The sequence below is a fragment of the Mesorhizobium sp. M0166 genome (assembly GCF_040322255.1).
Taxonomy (GTDB): Bacteria; Pseudomonadota; Alphaproteobacteria; order Rhizobiales; family Rhizobiaceae; genus Mesorhizobium.
Genome location: NZ_JAMYTD010000021.1, coordinates 81,870 through 98,500, shown reverse-complemented (window position 1 = coordinate 98,500; position 16,631 = coordinate 81,870). Strand labels below are relative to the sequence as shown.

Here is a 16,631-nt window from a genome sequence, read left to right as displayed (position 1 = left end):
ACTGTCGTTGGTATAGATCGCGATAGAGCGATGCAACTCAATGGAGACACTAAGATGATGAAAATTCTCTCTGCATCCATACTTGCTATCGGCCTGGCCACATCTGCCATGGCACAATCGATGGGTTCCGGGACCGGTGGCACCGATGGCAATACCGGCGTCAACACAGGCACTTCCGGCGGCAACACCGCAACTACCCCGAACACGATCGATCCGAACGCAACGAACGCCACGCCGCAGGCAAACGGCATGGAGGACCGCTGCAAGGATACGGCGGGCAACGATGCCGACAACAACACCCCCAGCGGGGCTATGACGTCGGATATGCAGAACTGCAACAAGTAACGGAGTTTTGCTCGGTCCTCATTTCAGCCCGCTGCCTGGTCGAGACCCGGTGCTCACGGTTCAAACTGCGGCCGGAAAAATGCACTGACCGGGCGCGCGCTCACTACTTTTGAATGGAGCGGCGAGCCCAAGCCGGGCGGCCAATCATACTTGTTTATGTCTCAGCTAGGTTCCGCGATAGGCGGCGGCCAGCCCGGTACGGGCGGCCGTTCTGCGATTTTCGCGGAGAGAACTGGTGGAGCCAATCGGAATCGAACCGACGACCTCTTGAATGCCATTCAAGCGCTCTCCCAACTGAGCTATGGCCCCACTCCGGCAGTTCGCCGGCGCCGTTTCCGGCGAAGAGATCCGGCGCGGGTCTAGACCGCGCCGTTAGTGCAGGCGGCTTCTAACCCCGCCTTCAGTCAATATCAAGCCTTCAAGAACCGCTTTTTCTAGGCGGCGCGGCGAAAGCCGGCGAATGCGGTTCGCTCAGACTTCGTCGTCGTCTTCGCCGACGCCGATCATATCGGCAACGTCGTCGTCTTCTTCCTCCTCGTCGGCGAGGAACGTGTCATCCTCATCATCGCCAAGGTCGACGTCGTCCTCGTCGTCGCCGAGATCGGGAAGCTCATCGGCCTTCGCGTCCTCGTCCGCCTCTTCGAGCGGAACGACCTCGACGCCCTCTTCCTCTTCGGCGTCCACTTCCTTCTCGGCAACTTCCTCTTCCTCCTCGAGGGCGGCGATCTTGCCTTCCTCGAAATAGGAGCGCGGATAGCTCTTGCCCGTGTAAGGCGAGACGATCGGGTCCTTGTTCAAGTCATAGAATTTTCGACCCGTCTCCGGGTCGATGCGTTTGGTGCCAAGTTCGGGTTTTGCCACAGCAAGCCTCGTCGATGAAAGTTTGGTCCCCTTAACCAGAGTTTACGGCGCTGTCAAAGCGAAAAGCCGGCGTCTCAAAAAGCTTGAATTCGAAGGCCTTCATACCAAGGGGATGACCATTTCGGTACGCCATGATAGGAGACCCCGCAAACCAGCAGAAAATGGCCGATCGCCGGCATTTCCAGGAAAGAACCATGTCGCACACTGCCGCCCCGAAGCAGGCCACCGCCCGCAAATCATCTGGCCTTTCAGGCGCGGCACGGGTGCCGGGCGACAAGTCGATCTCGCACCGCTCGTTCATGTTCGGGGGCCTGGCCTCCGGCGAAACCCGCATCACCGGGCTGCTGGAAGGCGAGGACGTAATGCGTACGGGCGCTGCCATGAAGGCCATGGGCGCCCATATCGAGAAGCATGGCGCTGAGTGGGTGATCCGCGGCACCGGCAATGGCGCGCTGCTGCAGCCGGAAGGCCCGCTCGATTTCGGCAATGCCGGTACGGGCTCACGCCTCACCATGGGCCTGGTCGGCACCTATGACATGGAAACCACCTTCATCGGCGACGCCTCGCTGTCCGGCCGGCCAATGGGCCGCGTGCTGGAACCACTCCGCCAGATGGGCGTGCAGGTGCTGAGGGCGACGCCCGGCGACCGCATGCCGATCACGCTGCACGGACCCAAGCACGCCGCACCGATCACCTACCGCGTGCCGATGGCCTCGGCGCAGGTCAAATCGGCGGTGCTGCTGGCCGGGCTGAACACGCCGGGCATCACCACCGTCATCGAACCGGTGATGACGCGCGACCACACCGAAAAGATGCTCAAGGGGTTCGGCGCCAATCTGTCGGTCGAGACCGACGAGCGCGGCGTGCGCCACATTTTCATCGAAGGCCAGGGCAAGCTCACCGGCCAGACCATCGCGGTGCCTGGCGACCCCTCCTCGGCCGGCTTTCCGCTGGTGGCGGCACTGATCGTGCCGGGCTCGGACATCACCATCGAAAACGTGCTGATGAACCCGACCCGCACAGGCCTTCTGCTGACGCTGCAGGAAATGGGCGCCCGGATCGACATTCTCGAACGCCGCAATGAAGGCGGCGAAGACGTCGCCGACCTGCGCGTGCGTTACTCCGAGCTGAAAGGCGTCACCGTACCGCCCGAACGGGCGCCGACGATGATCGACGAATATCCGGTGCTCGCCGTGGCGGCCAGCTTCGCCGAGGGCGAAACGCTGATGCTCGGGCTGGAAGAGCTGCGCGTGAAGGAATCCGACCGGCTGTCGGCAGTGGCCGAAGGGCTGAAGCTCAACGGCGTGGACTGTAGCGAAGGCGAGGCCTCGCTTGTCGTGCGCGGAAAACTCGGCGGCAAGGGCCTCGGCCAGCATCCCAACGTACAGGGCACCATCGTCCAGACCCACCTCGACCACCGCATCGCCATGAGCTTCCTGGTGATGGGGCTGGCGACGGAAAAGCCGGTGACCATCGACGACCAGGCAATGATCGCAACAAGCTTTCCGGAGTTCATGGGGCTGATGAAGGGGCTCGGCGCGGAGATCGAGTAGCTTGATGGCAATCAATAGCCTTGGGGGTTGGGGCCAAACTGGAACGTCGGCGGGACAGCGCCGCCCTCTGTCCTGCCGGACATCTCCCCCACAAGGAGGGAGATTGGCAGCTTCGGCGCTCCGCTCAATCCTGCGACGTAGACAATTGGCGAAAGCCGCGATGGCCGCCGATCTCCCCCCAAGTGGGGGAGATGTCCGGCAGGACAGAGGGGGGCGCGAAGGATCGCCACGCCTATCTGGATCATTGCGCTTTTCGATTCCGGTGGGCGGCCAATGAGCCCAACCTTCACCATCGCCATCGACGGACCTGCCGGTGCTGGCAAAGGCACTCTTGCCCGGCGGCTGGCCGATCACTACCGGCTGAACCTGCTCGACACCGGCCTTACCTATCGCGCGGTGGCGCATGCGCTGCTCCGGCTCGGCCTGCCACTCGACAATGTCTCGGCCGCTGAAACGGCGGCTCGCCAGGTCGATCTGGCAAAGCTCGACCGCGCCGTGCTTTCGGCACACGCGGTCGGCGAGGCGGCCTCGAAAGTCGCTGTGTTCCCAACCGTGCGGCGCATCCTGGTGGAAAAGCAGCGCGACTTTGCAAAAACCCCGCCGGGTGCGGTGCTCGACGGCCGCGACATCGGCACTGTTGTGTGTCCCGATGCCGACGTAAAACTCTATGTCACGGCCAGCGCCGAGGTGCGTGCAAAGCGGCGACTGGATGAAATCGAGAGCATCGGCGGCACTGCCAATTTCGATGAAATCCTTGCCGATATCGTGCGCCGCGACGAGCGCGACATGGGCCGCATGGACTCGCCCTTGAAGCCGGCCGCCGATGCGCACTTGCTCGACACGTCGGAAATGGCTATAGAAGCCGCGTTTCTGGCAACTCAGGCGATCATCGACGATGTCCTGGCCAAGAGAAACGAAGCCTGAGCCGGGTTTTCCTGCCGCCGCCGATTGCCGGCGACAAAAGAATTCCCATATTGGGCGTGAACCAGCCTGCCAGCATTCTTCATGCGCCGGAATTGCCGCTCGAGGGCGGCCAAGGGCTTTTTGCCCGGAACGCCGGCAGGCCAACGCAACGCTAACCCACGGCGCCCGCCCCGCGACAGATTGCGGGGCATTCCAGGAGAAACTATGTCAGTTGCAAATCCCACTCGCGATGATTTCGCGAGCCTGCTCGAAGAATCATTTTCCGCCGGCCATTCCGGCGAAGGCCAGGTCGTCAAGGGCATCATCACCGCCATTGAAAAGGACATGGCCATCATCGACGTCGGCCTCAAGGTCGAAGGTCGCGTGCCGCTGAAGGAATTCGGCGTCAAGGGCAAGGACACGACGCTCAAGGTGGGCGACACGGTCGAGGTCTATGTCGAGCGTATCGAGAACGCGCTTGGCGAAGCCATGCTGTCGCGTGAAAAGGCCCGCCGCGAAGAGAGCTGGGTCCGTCTCGAAGAGAAGTTCACCAAGGGCGAGCGCGTCGAAGGCGTCATCTTCAACCAGGTCAAGGGCGGCTTCACCGTCGACCTCGACGGTGCCGTGGCTTTCCTGCCGCGCAGCCAGGTCGACATCCGCCCGATCCGCGACGTCTCGCCGCTGATGCACAACCCGCAGCCCTTCGAGATCCTCAAGATGGATCGCCGCCGCGGCAACATTGTGGTGTCGCGCCGCACCGTGCTCGAGGAAAGCCGCGCCGAACAGCGTTCGGAAATCGTGCAGAACCTCGAAGAAGGCCAGGTGGTCGAAGGCGTCGTCAAGAACATCACCGACTATGGTGCGTTCGTCGACCTCGGCGGCATCGACGGCCTGCTGCACGTCACCGACATGGCATGGCGCCGCGTCAACCATCCGACCGAAATCCTCAATATCGGCCAGACGGTCAAGGTGCAGATCATCCGCATCAACCAGGAAACCCACCGCATCTCGCTCGGCATGAAGCAGCTCGAGAGCGATCCGTGGTCCGAGATCGGCACCAAGTTCCCGATCGGCAAGAAGATCAAGGGTACCGTCACCAACATCACCGACTACGGCGCATTCGTCGAGCTGGAGCCGGGCATCGAAGGCCTCATCCACGTTTCGGAAATGTCGTGGACCAAGAAGAACGTGCATCCCGGCAAGATCCTGTCGACGACGCAGGAAGTCGACGTTGTGGTGCTCGAAGTCGATCCGGCCAAGCGCCGTATCTCGCTCGGCCTCAAGCAGACGCTGGAGAACCCGTGGGAGGCCTTCGCGCGCAGCCATCCGGTCGGCAGCCAGGTTGAGGGCGAGGTCAAGAACAAGACCGAGTTCGGCCTGTTCATCGGCCTCGAAGGCGACGTCGACGGCATGGTCCACCTTTCCGACCTCGACTGGACCCGTCCGGGCGAGCAGGTGATCGAGGAGTACAATCGCGGCGACATGGTCAAGGCGCAGGTGCTCGACGTCGACATCGACAAGGAGCGCATCTCGCTCGGCATCAAGCAGCTGGCAAAGGACACGGTCGGCGAAGCCGCGACGTCAGGCGAACTGCGCAAGAACGCAGTCGTCACCTGCGAGGTTATCGGCGTGAAGGATGGCGGTCTTGAAGTGCGGCTGGTCGACAGCGGCATCGAGACCTTCATCAAGCGCTCCGACCTCAGCCGTGACCGCGACGAGCAGCGCCCGGAGCGCTTCACCGTCGGCCAGAAGGTCGACGCCCGCGTCATCGCCTTCGACAAGAAGACCCGCAAGCTGCAGGTCTCGATCAAGGCGCTGGAAATCGCCGAAGAGAAAGAAGCGGTCGCCCAATACGGTTCGACCGACTCCGGCGCTTCGCTGGGCGATATTTTGGGTGCCGCGCTGAAGAAGCAGGGCAGCTAAGCCAACACCGCGCCTCGCGCGGGTTATAAACGAAACAAAAAGCCCCGCCGGAACGATCCGGCGGGGCTTTTGCTTGTGACTTTTTGCTTGTGACGGACCGCAGGCTCAGGCCCGGCCGTAAAGTGGCACCAGCGTGCCGCTGATGGCCATGTTGGCCGGCGAGGCAAGGTAGGCAATGGCCTCGGCCGCCGCTTCAAGGCTGACCCATCTGCTGAAATCTGCGTTCGGCATGTCAGCCCGGTTGGCCGGCGTGTCGAGCGTCGAGGGCGCCACGGCGTTGACCAGGATGCCGTTGCCCTTCAGCTCTTCGGCGATCGCCACGGTCATCGCGGCGACCGCCGCCTTGGCGGCAGCGTAGGCCACCTTGCCGGAGCCGCGCCGCGGATCGAGCCCGGCTCGCGCGGTGACATTGACGATGCGGCCCGGCACGGAAGATTCCAGCATCGAGCGTATCGCCGCGCGGCAGCACAGGAAGGTGGTGCGGGCGTTGGTGTCCATCATCTCGGCGAAGGAGGCGGGCTCGATCTTCTCGACCGGCGCGGCGGTGAAGCCGCCGGCAAGATGCACCGATGCCCATAAATCTGGAACGCTGGCATAGAAGGCGTCGACCTTGGCAGGGTCGGCGAGGTCGACATTATGCGCCAGCCTGACGCGGTCATGCGCCGGGAAGGGGAAATGCGCAGGCGCGGCAGCGTGGGCGTTGGGCACATGGCAGATGGCGCCCTGCTCCAGCAGTTTTCCTACGACCGCGCCGCCAAGGGCACCGGTGCCGCCGGTCACCACGATATGTCTGCCGTCCAGTGTTTCCGTCATATTCGACCGCTCCGTCATTGCGCGCCGCCGATGCGGAAGGTCGCGCCTTTCGCGCGATCACTCAACCGAAATCTCGATGACGTAAGGTCGTCCAGTCGCCCGCGCGCGCCGTAGCGCGTCCGCCAAGCCGCCGGTGCCGGAAATCCGCTCGGCGGCAATGCCGTAGGCTTCGGCCAATTTGCAGAAATCCGGCGGTGCCGGCGAGACGCCGACCGGCTCGACGCCGACGTCGAGCATCGAGGTTTCGATCTCACGGTAGCCGCGATTGTTCCACACGGTGAAGATCACCGGCGCCGCCGCGTCGAGCGCGGCGCCCAGTTCCGGCAGGGTGAACTGGAAGCCGCCGTCGCCGGTGAGGCAAACGACTGGCGCCTCAGGCCTGGCAAGGGCGGCACCGATCGCCGCCGGCGGGCCATAGCCGAGCGCGCCGAAGCCGGTGGCGGCGTTGAACCAGCCGCCCGGCCGGTCGTGATCGTAGTAGAGGTTGGCGGCGTAGACCGGCTGGGTCGAATCGCCGACGATGATCGCGCCAGGCAGCGCATCACGGATCGTCTCGACGGCGCGCAATTGCGCCTGCATAGCCGGGCCGATCTCGGCAAAGGCCGCTTGCCGCGTCGCGGCGGCGCGAGCGGCGCCGTCGCCTGATTGCGCCTGGCCCGTGCCGAGTTCGGCATGCAGCGCTTCGAGCGCTGCACCGCAATCGGCCTGGATCGAAATCCGCGCAGGCCGGCGGGCAAGCTGGTCGGCGCCAATGTCGATGCGGATCAGATTGACGGGCAGGACAAAACCGCCGTCGCCATAGCCGTCATAGTCGGTCGGACCGAATTCGGTGCCGGCTGCGATCACCAGGTCGGCATCGGCGATCAGCGCACGCACCGCCTTCAGGCCGGGGCTGGCCGGCACGCCAAGCGGATGGCGATAGAGCAGGCCGCGCGCATTGGCGGTCTGGACGACCGGCGCGCGCAACCTCTCGGCCAGGCGCTGCAACGGCGCTTCGGCAGCTTTGGCGCCGCCACCGGCCAGGATAAGCGGCCGTCGGGCAGACGCGCACAGCCTTGCCGCCTCTGCAATCGCCGCCGCATCCGGCCCGGGCGGCGCTGAATTCCGCAGCAGCGGCACGATGCCGTTGGCCGGCATGGTCATGACATCGGTCGGAATCTCGATATGCACCGGACCCGGACGCGAGGATGAGAACAGCGCAAAGGCGCGGGCGAGCACGCCGGGCAGTTCGCCGGCCTCGGTGACACGGTGCGAAAACAGCGCCACCTTCTCCATCATGCCGCGCTGGTCCGGCAGTTCATGCAGATGGCCAAGGCCTTTGCCCAGCGTCGGTGTGGCGTTGACGCCCGAGATTACCAGCATCGGCACCGAATCGGCGCGCGCCTGGCCCATGGCGGTGATGGTGTTGGTCAGCCCCGGCCCGGTGATGACGAAGGCGACGCCCGGCCTGCCGCTGGCGCGCGCATAACCGTCAGCCATGAAGCCGGCGCCCTGCTCGTGGCGCGGCGTGACGTGACGGATCTTCGATCGCGCCAGCCCGCGATAGAGCTCGACCGTATGTACGCCGGGAATGCCGAAGACGATGTCGACGCCGTGCGCTTCGAGCAAGGTGATGAGCGCTTCGCCGATGGTCGTCATTGTCTTAACACCGGGCGTGTGAGGCAGGTCGGGCCGCCCTCGCAGGCAATGCACAGTGCATCGGCCTCGAATGTCGAGACCGTACAGCCAGCGGCCTGCATGGCAGCCGCCGTCTTCGCAAAACCGGCAACGGCGATAACCTGGCGCGGCGCGGTCGGCAGCACGTTCAGGCTGAGCCCATTCGAGGCGAAGAATTCGTCGGCATCGCCCTCGACCAGCCGAATGCCGCGTTCGCGCAGCATCTGGTGGAAGGCGACCGGCAGGAGCGGCGCATAGACCAGCGCCAGATCGTCGGCGAGCGGGCTGATCACCGACATCAGATGCAGGCAGGCCTCCTCGCCTTGCCAGAGCGGCAGGTCGAAGCCATAGACCTGGATGCCCTTGGGTGAAAGCAGGTTGGAGAGCTGCTGGATGCCGTGCTGATTGGTGCGCACGCCGCGGCCGACGGCCAGCGTGTTTGCATCCACCCACACGCAATCGCCGCCCTCGACCTGGCCGGGAGCCTCGATTCGGCCGAGGACGGGGATGCCCATGCGCCCATAGGCTGCCTCGTGCAGGCCGGGCTCGGGCCGGCGCAGCGCCTTGCCCATGGCGAGGATGACCGCGCCGTGGTCGGTCATCAGCGAGGGATCGTGGGTGAAGACCGAATCGGCAAGTCCGTCATCGGCGTCGCTCAGCCATTCGATTTCGGCGCCTGAGACAGAAATCAGCCTGGCCAGCGCTTCATGCTGGGCCGCCGCTTTTTGCGGATCGAAGCCGGGGCCATAGTGCCACTCCGCCGCTTCGGCCCGACGCATGGCGCTGGCGGCGGAGCGCATCAGCACGCGCTGCAGCGTCCCGGCCATCGACTGCGACCCGTATGCTTTGCCCACTAAATTCTCCTGAAACGCGTCCCTCCTGCCAATAGCCACTCGGCAGGCGGTGATCAATGGTCCAAAAACTGCGGTTGACGGAGGCAAGCGGAACGGTCCATCTTGAGAATCGGAACGCTGTCCAGTGACGGGTAATGGGTAAAAAATTCCAGCAAGGACTGCCTCGGCTGCTCCGCGGGGCGCCGCGACGATGACAGCGCCGGCCACCGCCCTGAAGCATATGGCGCAGAACGGCGCTGCCGAAGCCATCCACGTCGAGAACCTGCACAAGAATTTCGGCAAGCTGCATGTATTGAAGGGCGTTTCACTGTCGGCGCGCGATGGCGAGGTGATCGCCATCATCGGCGGCAGCGGCTCGGGCAAATCGACGCTGCTGCGCTGCATCAACTGCCTGGAGAACCCGACCAGCGGCATCATCCGGGTCAATGGCGAAGAGATAAAGCTGAAGGCCGACAGCTACGGCCACACCGTGCCCGCCGACCGCAAGCAGATCGAACGCATCCGCTCCAAACTCGGCATGGTCTTCCAGAACTTCAATCTGTGGAGTCACATGACGTTGATCGAGAACGTCATCGAGGTTCCCGTGCATGTGCTCGGCGTCAAGCGCGATGTGGCGATCGGCGAGGCGGAGAAATTGCTCGCCCGCGTCGGCCTGGCCGAAAAACGCGACGTCTATCCCGCCTATCTGTCGGGCGGCCAACAGCAGCGCGCCGCGATTGCCAGGGCGCTGGCCATCAATCCGCGCGTCATGCTGTTCGATGAGCCGACCTCGGCGCTCGACCCGGAGCTGGTCGGCGAGGTGCTGAAGGTGATCGGCGACCTGGCGCGCGAAGGCCGCACCATGGTGCTGGTCACCCATGAGATGAAGTTTGCCCGCGAGGTCGCGACGCATGTCGTCTACCTCCATAACGGGCTGGTCGAGGAAGAAGGGCCGCCGGAACAGATCTTCGGCGCACCAAAATCCGAAAGGCTGAAGCAGTTCATCCGCAACATCCGTTAAACCGTGGGCGGACGAAAACCGGGAACAACAACAAAACTGGGAGTCATGACGATGAAGATTATTCTCGAGACCTTTGCCGCAGCGCTGCTGCTTGGCGTTGCCGCCATGGGCGTGGCCAAGGCCGATCCGGTCAAGATCGGTGTCGCTGCCGAGCCCTACCCGCCGTTCACATCGCCGGATGCGTCCGGCAAATGGGTCGGTTGGGAAATCGAATTCATCGACGCTGTCTGCGCCGAGGAGAAGCTCGACTGCGTCATCACGCCGGTCGCCTGGGACGGCATCATCCCGGCGTTGACGACCAAGAAGATCGACGTCATCGCCAGCTCGATGTCGATCACCGACGAACGCAAGAAGACGATCGACTTCTCCGACAAATATTACAACACCCCGACCGCGATCATCGGGCCGAAGGACCAGAAGTTCGGCTCGACACCGGAGGACCTCAAGGGCAAGATCATCGGCGTCCAGGTCTCGACCGTACACGCCGACTACGCCAAGAAGCACTTCGCCGACGCGGCGGAAATCAAGGAATACCAGACCCAGGACGAGGCCAACCAGGATCTTGCCGCCGGCCGGGTCGACGCGGTGCAGGCCGATTCCATCGCCCTCGATGCCTTCCTGAAATCGGACCAGGGCAAGCAATGCTGCGATCTGAAAGGCATGGTAGCGCCGGATCTGGCGATTCTCGGGCCCGGCGTCGGCGCCGGCGTCCGCAAGGAAGACACCGAGTTGAAGGAAAAGATCAACGCCGGAATCAAGGCCATCCGCGCCAACGGCAAATATGACGAGATTTCGAAGAAGTACTTCGACTTTGATATTTACGGCTCCGACACGCAGTCGAACTGACGGCCTCATCCATGAGCGATTAACCACGCGGCCCCGATAGACCCGCGTGGTTGGTCGAAATCCATCGACGCGAGCTGCCGCGGGCGGAAATCGCCGGCGGTTTTAGCGCCAGCAATTCGAGGGCGACGCTGATCGACGCATTTGTTCCGGCTTGGGCCGCCTCTGCCATCGCGCTTCTCTCGCCCGTGCCGCCGGGCTGGGGTGGAACGCTCATCGTCGGGCTGCTCCATACGATCGAGATCGCGGTCGGCGCCACCTGTCTGGGCCTTTTGATCGGCATCGGCGGCGCCTCCGGCAAGCTGTATGGTGGTCCGGTGGTGCGCGATCTCCTGGCAGTCTATACGACAGTCGTGCGCGCCGTGCCGGAGCTGGTGCTGATCCTTCTGCTCTATTACGCCGGCACCGACCTGATCAATCAGATGCTGACGGCAATGGGCTATCAGCGCATGGACATTAGCGGGTTGGCGGCCGGCATTGCCGTGCTCGGCTTCGTCCAGGGCGCCTATTCGACCGAGGTGATCCGCGGCGCGATCCTCGCCATTCCGCAGGGCCAGATCGAAGCCGCGCGCGCCTATGGCATGTCTCCCGGCCTGCTGCTGCGGCGCATCACGCTGCCGGCGATGCTGCCGTTCGCCATACCCGGCCTTGCCAATCTCTGGCTGATCGCCACTAAGGACACCGCCCTGCTGGCGGTCGTCGGCTTTTTCGAACTGACATTGGCGACACGGCAGGCGGCCGGCGTAACCAAAGCCTATCTGACATTCTTTATCGCCGCCGGCGCGATCTACCTTCTGTTGACGCTGGTTTCGAATCTGATCATCGGCCGTATCGAGACATGGGCCCGCCGCGGCATGCCGTCGCTCAAGGAGGCCCGGTGATGGCTGACCCGGCGATGACTGGCGAAGCGGCGGCCATCGAGATAGCCGCACGCGCTTCGCTGTGGCTGAAGCCGCATCGTATCGTGCTGATCCTGATCGCGCTGGGACTGGTTTTGGCGGCGGCTGTCTTCATGCGCTGGGACTGGCTGCCGAAATATTACGGGATGGGATTGCTCGGCATCTGGCGCGCGCTGTGGATTCTTGCCGTCACCTGCGCGCTTGGCTTCCTGCTCGCCGTGCCGCTCGGGCTGGCGCAGGCCGCGGGCTCGTTCTGGTTCGCGGCACCGGCCAAGGTCTTCTGCACCGTCATCAGAGGGACGCCGCTGCTGCTGCAGCTCTGGTTGCTCTATTACGGGCTGGGCTCGCTGTTTCCACAATATCCATGGATTCGCGAGTCCTGGATGTGGCCCTATCTGAGGCAAGCATGGCCCTATGGCGTCTTCGGGCTGACGCTGTCCTTCGCCGGTTATGAGGGCGAGGTGATGCGAGGCGCTTTTGCCGGCGTGCCGAAGGGCCAGTTGGAAGCCGCCCGCGCCTTCGGCATGAGCCGCTGGAGGATTTTCCAGCGAATCTGGCTGCCACAGGCCTTCTACCGTGCACTGCCGACACTGACGGGCGAAACGGTGCTGCAGCTGAAATCGACGCCGCTGGTGGCGACCATCAGCGTGATCGACATATTCGCCGTCTCTTCAAAGGTGCGTCAGGATACCTACCTCACCTATGAACCCTTGCTGCTCCTGGCGTTGATCTATATGGCGATCACCGGCATCCTCGTCTTCACCCTGGGCAAGATCGAGGCGCGGATTCCGAACAAGATTGGTTAGGTGAATGGTGAATAGTGAATGGTGAATAGTCAGTGGTGAGTAGCCCGTAGTGGTGCCGGCTAAGTCCCACTCACCATTCCCTCAGATATCATGGCAAGCACAATGCAACTCAGTCTCGACCAGGCGACAGGGCTGTGCCGGATGGCCGCACTTGGCGCTGGCGCCAACGAAGAGGCGGCGCAGTCGCTGGCTGCCTCGATCGTCGCGGCCGAGGCGGAAGGACTGTCGACCGTCGGGCTGTCGCACTTCATCGATTATCTCGAAGCGCTGGAGGCCGGCCGTATCGACGGCAACGCCGATCCGGTGATCACCAGGCCGGCGCTCGCGGTCTATCTCTCCGATGCGCGCGGCGGCTTAGCGCATACCGGTTTCGACCGCACGATCGATGACCTCGCCAAGGCGGCGCGGCTGTTCGGCGTCGCTATCTTTTCGCAGAAGAATGCCTATACGTGCGGCGCGCTCGGCTATTTCACCGGACGGCTGGCCGCGCAGGGATTGGTGTCGTTCGCCGCCACCAACGGCCCGGCCGTGCTTGCCGGCTCGGGTTCGGTCAAGCCGGTCTACTGCACCAACCCGATGTCCTTTGCGGCACCCGCCGCGGACGGGGCGGCGCTGGTCATCGACCAGTCTTCGAGCGCCACCGCCTTCGTCAACATCCGCAAGGCGGCCGAGGACGGCAAGAAGATACCCGAAGGCTGGGCACTGGATGCCAGCGGCAATCCGACCACGGACCCGGCAGCCGCCATGAAAGGCGCCATGCTTGCCTTCGGCGGCCAGCGCGGCGCCAACATCGCGCTGATGGTCGAGGTGCTGGCTGCAGGCCTATCTGGTGCCAATTGGTCGCTCGATGCGCCGTGGTTCAGCGGCGGGCCGGACAGTCCGGGGACCGGCCTGTTCGTGCTCGCCGTCGAGCCAAAGCTGCTCGATCCGGACTTCGAAAAGCGGATGAAGGATCAGCTCGACCGGCTGCGGCGGCGCTATGGCGTGCATGTGCCGGGGCGTGCCCGGGCCGAGGCCGCGGAGAAGGCGGCGGCGCGCGGCATAAGCGCGCCGAAAGCCGTTGTGCAACGCATTTCCGAATTCGCCGCGCGCTATTCGTCCTGAAGAAATTCGTTTGTCCGGTAAGCGGTTGAGGAGGCCGGCCTATCCGGCAGGGCGAGCCTACTTCCCGCAATAATGATCGTTGATGACGTTCGCCGCATTCGCGTCCGGTCCTACCCTGTTGTAGGAGCAGGGTTCGGCGGCCGTCGTGAACAGGTGGTTGTCATAGTAGCGCGGGCCGCCGAACAGAATGTCGATGATGTCGCCGTTGGCCGGAACGTAGCGTTCGGGTTGAGCTTGGTGGTGATGCCGGTTTGCCGCGAATGCCGAGGCACCAATGCTGCAGCCTGTTGCGAAAGCCAGAGCGAAGATCGCAACGCGTTTTGTCGTCATCGGCAATATCCTCCATTCGGAATCAAACCATACATCTAAAATCACCGGCCGGAACAAAGGTTCCTGTCCCGAATGGAGTTACGTCGGCGGCGTTTTCTGCCGTTTCGAACGGATACCGGAAATCATGCTTCAACAATGCCGGGCGACCGATGGTCGCCCTTTGCCTTTGGCGCGAAACCGACTATGAAACGGCTTCAATCAAGCCATCTGGATAGCCCGCCGGAGCCAGCCATGACCGAAATCCTGCAGACCCCAAAGCTCGTCGTCGTGTTCGGCGGCTCCGGCTTTGTCGGTCGTCATGTCGTGCGGGCGCTGGCCAAGCGCGGCTACCGCATCCGGGTCGCCTGCCGTCGGCCCGATCTCGCCGGCCACCTGCAGCCGCTCGGCAATGTCGGGCAGATCCAGCCGGTGCAGGCCAATGTCCGGGTACGCTGGTCGGTCGACCGCGCCGTGCAAGGCGCCGACCACGTCGTCAATCTGGTGGCGATCGCGCATGAGGCCGGCCGGCAGAAATTCACTGCCGTCCACGAGTTCGGCGCGCGCGCTGTTGCCGAAGCGGCACGCGCCGTCGGCGCCGGCCTCACCCACATCTCTGCTCTGGGAGCGGACCTCCACGCGCAATCGGACTACGCGCGTACCAAGGCGCTCGGCGAAAAGGCCGTTCTGGAGACGGTCCCGGACGCCGTGATCTTGCGGCCATCGATCAATTTCGGGCCGGAGGACGGTTTCTTCAACCGCTTTGCCAACATGGCCCGCTTTTCCCCAGTGCTGCCGCTGATCGGCGGCGGGCAGACGAAATTCCAGCCGGTCTATGTCGGCGACGTCGCCGAAGCGGTGGCGCACTCGGTCGACGGCAAGGTCCAGGGCGGCCGGATCTATGAACTCGGCGGGCCGCAGGTGCTTACCTTCAAGGAATGCATGCAAGAGCTGCTTGTCATCATCGAACGCAAGCGGTTTTTGCTGCCCGTGCCATGGTGGCTGGCGAACCTCCAGGCGTCAATTCTAGGGCTCCTGCCCAATCCGTTGTTGACCAAGGACCAGGTCCTGCTGTTGCGCCAGCACAATGTCGTGTCGGATGCCGCCGTCAAGGACAACAGGACGCTCGCCGGCCTCGGAATCCAGCCACGGTCGATCGGAACCATCCTGCCCAGCTATCTCTGGCGCTACCGCGCCGCCGGCCAGTTCCAACGCAAGTCCGCCGCATAATACGGAACGGACGTTCAGTTGCTTACGATGCGCGCCGGGTGACCTGCATCGGAAGCCCGCCTTGCGGCTGCGTCGTCAGCTTCTGCACCGGCCAGGGGTGGGTCTCTGCGGTGGCGTCGAAACGGTAGCGCGACAGCATGATCGCCAACGCAATGATCGCCTCCTGCATGGCGAAGCTGGCGCCGATGCAGACACGAGGCCCGGCGCCGAACGGCAAATACTGGAAACGATCGATCTTTTCGCGGTTTCCCGGATGGAAGCGTTCCGGCATGAAAGCGTTCGGCCGGTCCCACAATTTCCGATGGCGGTGGACGACCCACGGCATCACCAGCACCGCTGCGCGTCGCGGTATGTAGAGGCCGTTCCAGGTTTCGGGCTCGATCGGTTCGCGGTTGATCGACGGCGCCGGCGGATAGAGTCTGAGCGCCTCGTCGAAGGCGGCGCGGGTGAGCGGCATGGCGTCGAGCCATTTCGTCGGGTCGGGCTCACGCGCCAGCACGGCATCGATCTCGTGCTCGATCTTTTCACGCTCCCACGGAGCTTCGGCAAGGCAGTAGAGCGTCCAGCCGAGCGCCCTGGCCGTGGTCTCGTGGCCGGCGCCGATGAAGGTGATGATGTTGTCCTCGACCTCGGCCCGGGTCAGCCCGCCCGGTCCCTCCGCCTTCAACAGCAGCGTGAGAAAATCCTGCGGCACCGTGTCCGGAGCGCGCCTCAGCCGCGCCTCGCGCATCCGCACCGTGTCGGTGACGATCTTGCGGAAGTAGGCCATGGTCTTGCGGCCGCGGATGCGGGTCAGGCGCGGCAGCCAGTCGGGCGCACGCAAAAGGTCGAGCGGATCGACCCGGCCCATCGTCTCGAACAGGCGGTCGATCTCCTTGGCGAAGCTGCCGGGCTCGCCCGATATCTCGCCCGAAAACAGGGTCTCGGCCAGGATGTCGAAAGTGAGCAGCGTCATGTCGTGGGCGATGTCCGAGGTGCCACCTTGCTCGTAACGGGTGACGAATTCGAGTGTGCGTTTCAGCATCGGCTCGGCGAAGCCGAAGATGTGGCGCGGCGTGAACACCGGCGCCATCGCCTTGCGCGAACGCCTCCACACCTCGCCTTCGGCGGTCAGCAGGCCATCGCGCAGAATTGGCCGCAATATCTTCTGACGCACCGTCGCCATCTTGTAGTTCTTGGCATTATCGACAAGCACATGGCGGATGAGGCCCGGATCGTTGGCGATGACCAGCGGCCCACCGACGCCGGTCACCGAAATCCAGGGCTCGTTGTAGGTCGGCTCGCCCCACAGTTCGAGCGGATTGCGATAGACGATGCGGATCATCTCCAGCGTCGAGGGCGGCGCGGTGCGCGGCTTCGGCGCTGGCGGGACAAAGGGGACGGGCTGACTGTCCATGGCTTGCTCCGCTGACACCTCAATGTAGTGGCGGGCAAGGCAGGCGTCCATGTGACCGGACGACAAGGCGAAGCATCCGCTCGCTGGAATTTGACCGGGGCACTGGAAAGTGCCTGCTTGCTGTGTCCGGCCGCGTGCC

General features: G+C 63.9%; 16 protein-coding genes and 1 tRNA gene. 10 read left to right on the top strand and 7 right to left on the bottom strand.

Going from position 1 to position 16,631, the window contains the following annotated elements:
- Positions 1–54 precede the first annotated feature (54 nt).
- Positions 55–345: a hypothetical protein gene (locus NKJ46_RS22060; RefSeq protein WP_352667573.1), complete on the top strand. Its 291-nt coding sequence runs from the start codon at positions 55–57 to the stop codon at positions 343–345.
- Positions 346–578: 233 nt separating this feature from the next.
- On the opposite strand, the gene NKJ46_RS22055 is transcribed toward NKJ46_RS22060, so the two are convergent.
- Positions 579–654 (bottom strand) — tRNA-Ala (locus NKJ46_RS22055).
- Positions 655–816: 162 nt separating this feature from the next.
- Positions 817–1,206: a TIGR02300 family protein gene (locus NKJ46_RS22050; RefSeq protein ID WP_352667570.1), complete on the bottom strand. Its 390-nt coding sequence runs from the start codon at positions 1,204–1,206 to the stop codon at positions 817–819.
- A 194-nt stretch (positions 1,207–1,400) separates the two neighbouring features.
- Here NKJ46_RS22050 and aroA point away from each other — a divergent pair, with 194 nt between their 5' ends.
- The 3 genes from aroA (at position 1,401) to rpsA (ending at position 5,585) form a co-directional block, all read left to right on the top strand.
- Positions 1,401–2,759, top strand: a complete 1,359-nt coding sequence (gene aroA, locus NKJ46_RS22045; RefSeq protein ID WP_352667567.1) for a 3-phosphoshikimate 1-carboxyvinyltransferase — start codon at positions 1,401–1,403, stop codon at positions 2,757–2,759.
- 273 nt (positions 2,760–3,032) lie between these two features.
- Entirely contained in the window at positions 3,033–3,683 is a 651-nt protein-coding gene (cmk, locus tag NKJ46_RS22040) for a (d)CMP kinase (RefSeq protein ID WP_352667564.1), read from the top strand.
- A gap of 204 nt (positions 3,684–3,887) precedes the next feature.
- A complete protein-coding gene (gene rpsA / locus NKJ46_RS22035; protein WP_023676278.1) occupies positions 3,888–5,585 on the top strand; it encodes a 30S ribosomal protein S1 in 1,698 nt (565 codons plus the stop codon).
- Positions 5,586–5,690: 105 nt separating this feature from the next.
- On the opposite strand, the gene NKJ46_RS22030 is transcribed toward rpsA, so the two are convergent.
- From NKJ46_RS22030 to NKJ46_RS22020, 3 genes are read right to left on the bottom strand one after another with little or no spacing between them, the layout of a single operon-like run.
- Positions 5,691–6,398 carry an SDR family NAD(P)-dependent oxidoreductase gene (locus tag NKJ46_RS22030; protein ID WP_352667561.1) on the bottom strand — a complete coding sequence of 236 codons (708 nt, stop codon included), beginning with the start codon at positions 6,396–6,398 and terminating at the stop codon, positions 5,691–5,693.
- 57 nt (positions 6,399–6,455) lie between these two features.
- Positions 6,456–8,036: a 5-guanidino-2-oxopentanoate decarboxylase gene (locus tag NKJ46_RS22025; protein WP_352667558.1), complete on the bottom strand. Its 1,581-nt coding sequence runs from the start codon at positions 8,034–8,036 to the stop codon at positions 6,456–6,458.
- The gene (locus NKJ46_RS22020) at positions 8,033–8,881 is read right to left on the bottom strand and encodes a dimethylarginine dimethylaminohydrolase family protein (RefSeq protein WP_352667597.1); all 849 of its coding nucleotides are present in this window, start codon (positions 8,879–8,881) and stop codon (positions 8,033–8,035) included. The genes NKJ46_RS22025 and NKJ46_RS22020 overlap by 4 nt, the downstream gene beginning before the upstream one ends.
- 217 nt (positions 8,882–9,098) lie before the next feature.
- On the opposite strand from NKJ46_RS22020, the gene NKJ46_RS22015 reads away from it, so the two are divergent.
- From NKJ46_RS22015 to NKJ46_RS21995, 5 genes are all read left to right on the top strand, one after another.
- A complete protein-coding gene (locus NKJ46_RS22015) occupies positions 9,099–9,908 on the top strand; it encodes an ABC transporter ATP-binding protein (protein WP_352667556.1) in 810 nt (269 codons plus the stop codon).
- Between the two features lie 51 nt (positions 9,909–9,959).
- A complete protein-coding gene (locus NKJ46_RS22010) occupies positions 9,960–10,754 on the top strand; it encodes a transporter substrate-binding domain-containing protein (protein WP_352667553.1) in 795 nt (264 codons plus the stop codon).
- Positions 10,755–10,966: 212 nt separating this feature from the next.
- The gene (locus NKJ46_RS22005) at positions 10,967–11,632 is read left to right on the top strand and encodes an ABC transporter permease (RefSeq protein WP_352667594.1); all 666 of its coding nucleotides are present in this window, start codon (positions 10,967–10,969) and stop codon (positions 11,630–11,632) included.
- Positions 11,632–12,456, top strand: a complete 825-nt coding sequence (locus tag NKJ46_RS22000) for an ABC transporter permease (protein ID WP_502903430.1) — start codon at positions 11,632–11,634, stop codon at positions 12,454–12,456. Before NKJ46_RS22005 ends, NKJ46_RS22000 begins: the two co-directional genes overlap by 1 nt.
- A 102-nt stretch (positions 12,457–12,558) precedes the next feature.
- Entirely contained in the window at positions 12,559–13,560 is a 1,002-nt protein-coding gene (locus NKJ46_RS21995) for an Ldh family oxidoreductase (protein ID WP_023676270.1), read from the top strand.
- Positions 13,561–13,617: 57 nt separating this feature from the next.
- Here NKJ46_RS21995 and NKJ46_RS21990 read toward each other — a convergent pair whose 3' ends face one another.
- Positions 13,618–13,890: a hypothetical protein gene (locus NKJ46_RS21990; protein WP_352464468.1), complete on the bottom strand. Its 273-nt coding sequence runs from the start codon at positions 13,888–13,890 to the stop codon at positions 13,618–13,620.
- 231 nt (positions 13,891–14,121) lie between these two features.
- On the opposite strand from NKJ46_RS21990, the gene NKJ46_RS21985 reads away from it, so the two are divergent.
- Positions 14,122–15,096, top strand: coding sequence for a complex I NDUFA9 subunit family protein (locus NKJ46_RS21985; RefSeq protein ID WP_352667550.1), 975 nt, complete (start codon positions 14,122–14,124; stop codon positions 15,094–15,096).
- 22 nt (positions 15,097–15,118) lie between these two features.
- Here the strand turns inward: NKJ46_RS21985 and NKJ46_RS21980 are convergent, their stop codons facing one another.
- Complete coding sequence (locus NKJ46_RS21980) at positions 15,119–16,492, bottom strand: cytochrome P450 (protein ID WP_352667548.1); 1,374 nt, start codon at positions 16,490–16,492, stop codon at positions 15,119–15,121.
- Positions 16,493–16,631 lie beyond the last annotated feature (139 nt).

What these genes read in the sequence shown, in the direction of transcription:
- cmk (WP_352667564.1), top strand. Translation starts at nt 3,033, where the DNA reads ATGAGCCCAACCTTCACCATCGCCATCGACGGACCTGCCGGTGCTGGC.
- NKJ46_RS21990 (WP_352464468.1), bottom strand. Translation starts at nt 13,890, where the DNA reads ATGACGACAAAACGCGTTGCGATCTTCGCTCTGGCTTTCGCAACAGGC.
- NKJ46_RS22020 (WP_352667597.1), bottom strand. Translation starts at nt 8,881, where the DNA reads ATGGCCGGGACGCTGCAGCGCGTGCTGATGCGCTCCGCCGCCAGCGCC.
- NKJ46_RS21985 (WP_352667550.1), top strand. Translation starts at nt 14,122, where the DNA reads ATGACCGAAATCCTGCAGACCCCAAAGCTCGTCGTCGTGTTCGGCGGC.
- NKJ46_RS21980 (WP_352667548.1), bottom strand. Translation starts at nt 16,492, where the DNA reads ATGGACAGTCAGCCCGTCCCCTTTGTCCCGCCAGCGCCGAAGCCGCGC.
- NKJ46_RS21995 (WP_023676270.1), top strand. Translation starts at nt 12,559, where the DNA reads ATGCAACTCAGTCTCGACCAGGCGACAGGGCTGTGCCGGATGGCCGCA.
- NKJ46_RS22010 (WP_352667553.1), top strand. Translation starts at nt 9,960, where the DNA reads ATGAAGATTATTCTCGAGACCTTTGCCGCAGCGCTGCTGCTTGGCGTT.
- NKJ46_RS22015 (WP_352667556.1), top strand. Translation starts at nt 9,099, where the DNA reads ATGACAGCGCCGGCCACCGCCCTGAAGCATATGGCGCAGAACGGCGCT.
- NKJ46_RS22060 (WP_352667573.1), top strand. Translation starts at nt 55, where the DNA reads ATGATGAAAATTCTCTCTGCATCCATACTTGCTATCGGCCTGGCCACA.
- rpsA (WP_023676278.1), top strand. Translation starts at nt 3,888, where the DNA reads ATGTCAGTTGCAAATCCCACTCGCGATGATTTCGCGAGCCTGCTCGAA.
- NKJ46_RS22000 (WP_502903430.1), top strand. Translation starts at nt 11,632, where the DNA reads ATGGCTGACCCGGCGATGACTGGCGAAGCGGCGGCCATCGAGATAGCC.
- NKJ46_RS22025 (WP_352667558.1), bottom strand. Translation starts at nt 8,036, where the DNA reads ATGACGACCATCGGCGAAGCGCTCATCACCTTGCTCGAAGCGCACGGC.
- NKJ46_RS22030 (WP_352667561.1), bottom strand. Translation starts at nt 6,398, where the DNA reads ATGACGGAAACACTGGACGGCAGACATATCGTGGTGACCGGCGGCACC.
- aroA (WP_352667567.1), top strand. Translation starts at nt 1,401, where the DNA reads ATGTCGCACACTGCCGCCCCGAAGCAGGCCACCGCCCGCAAATCATCT.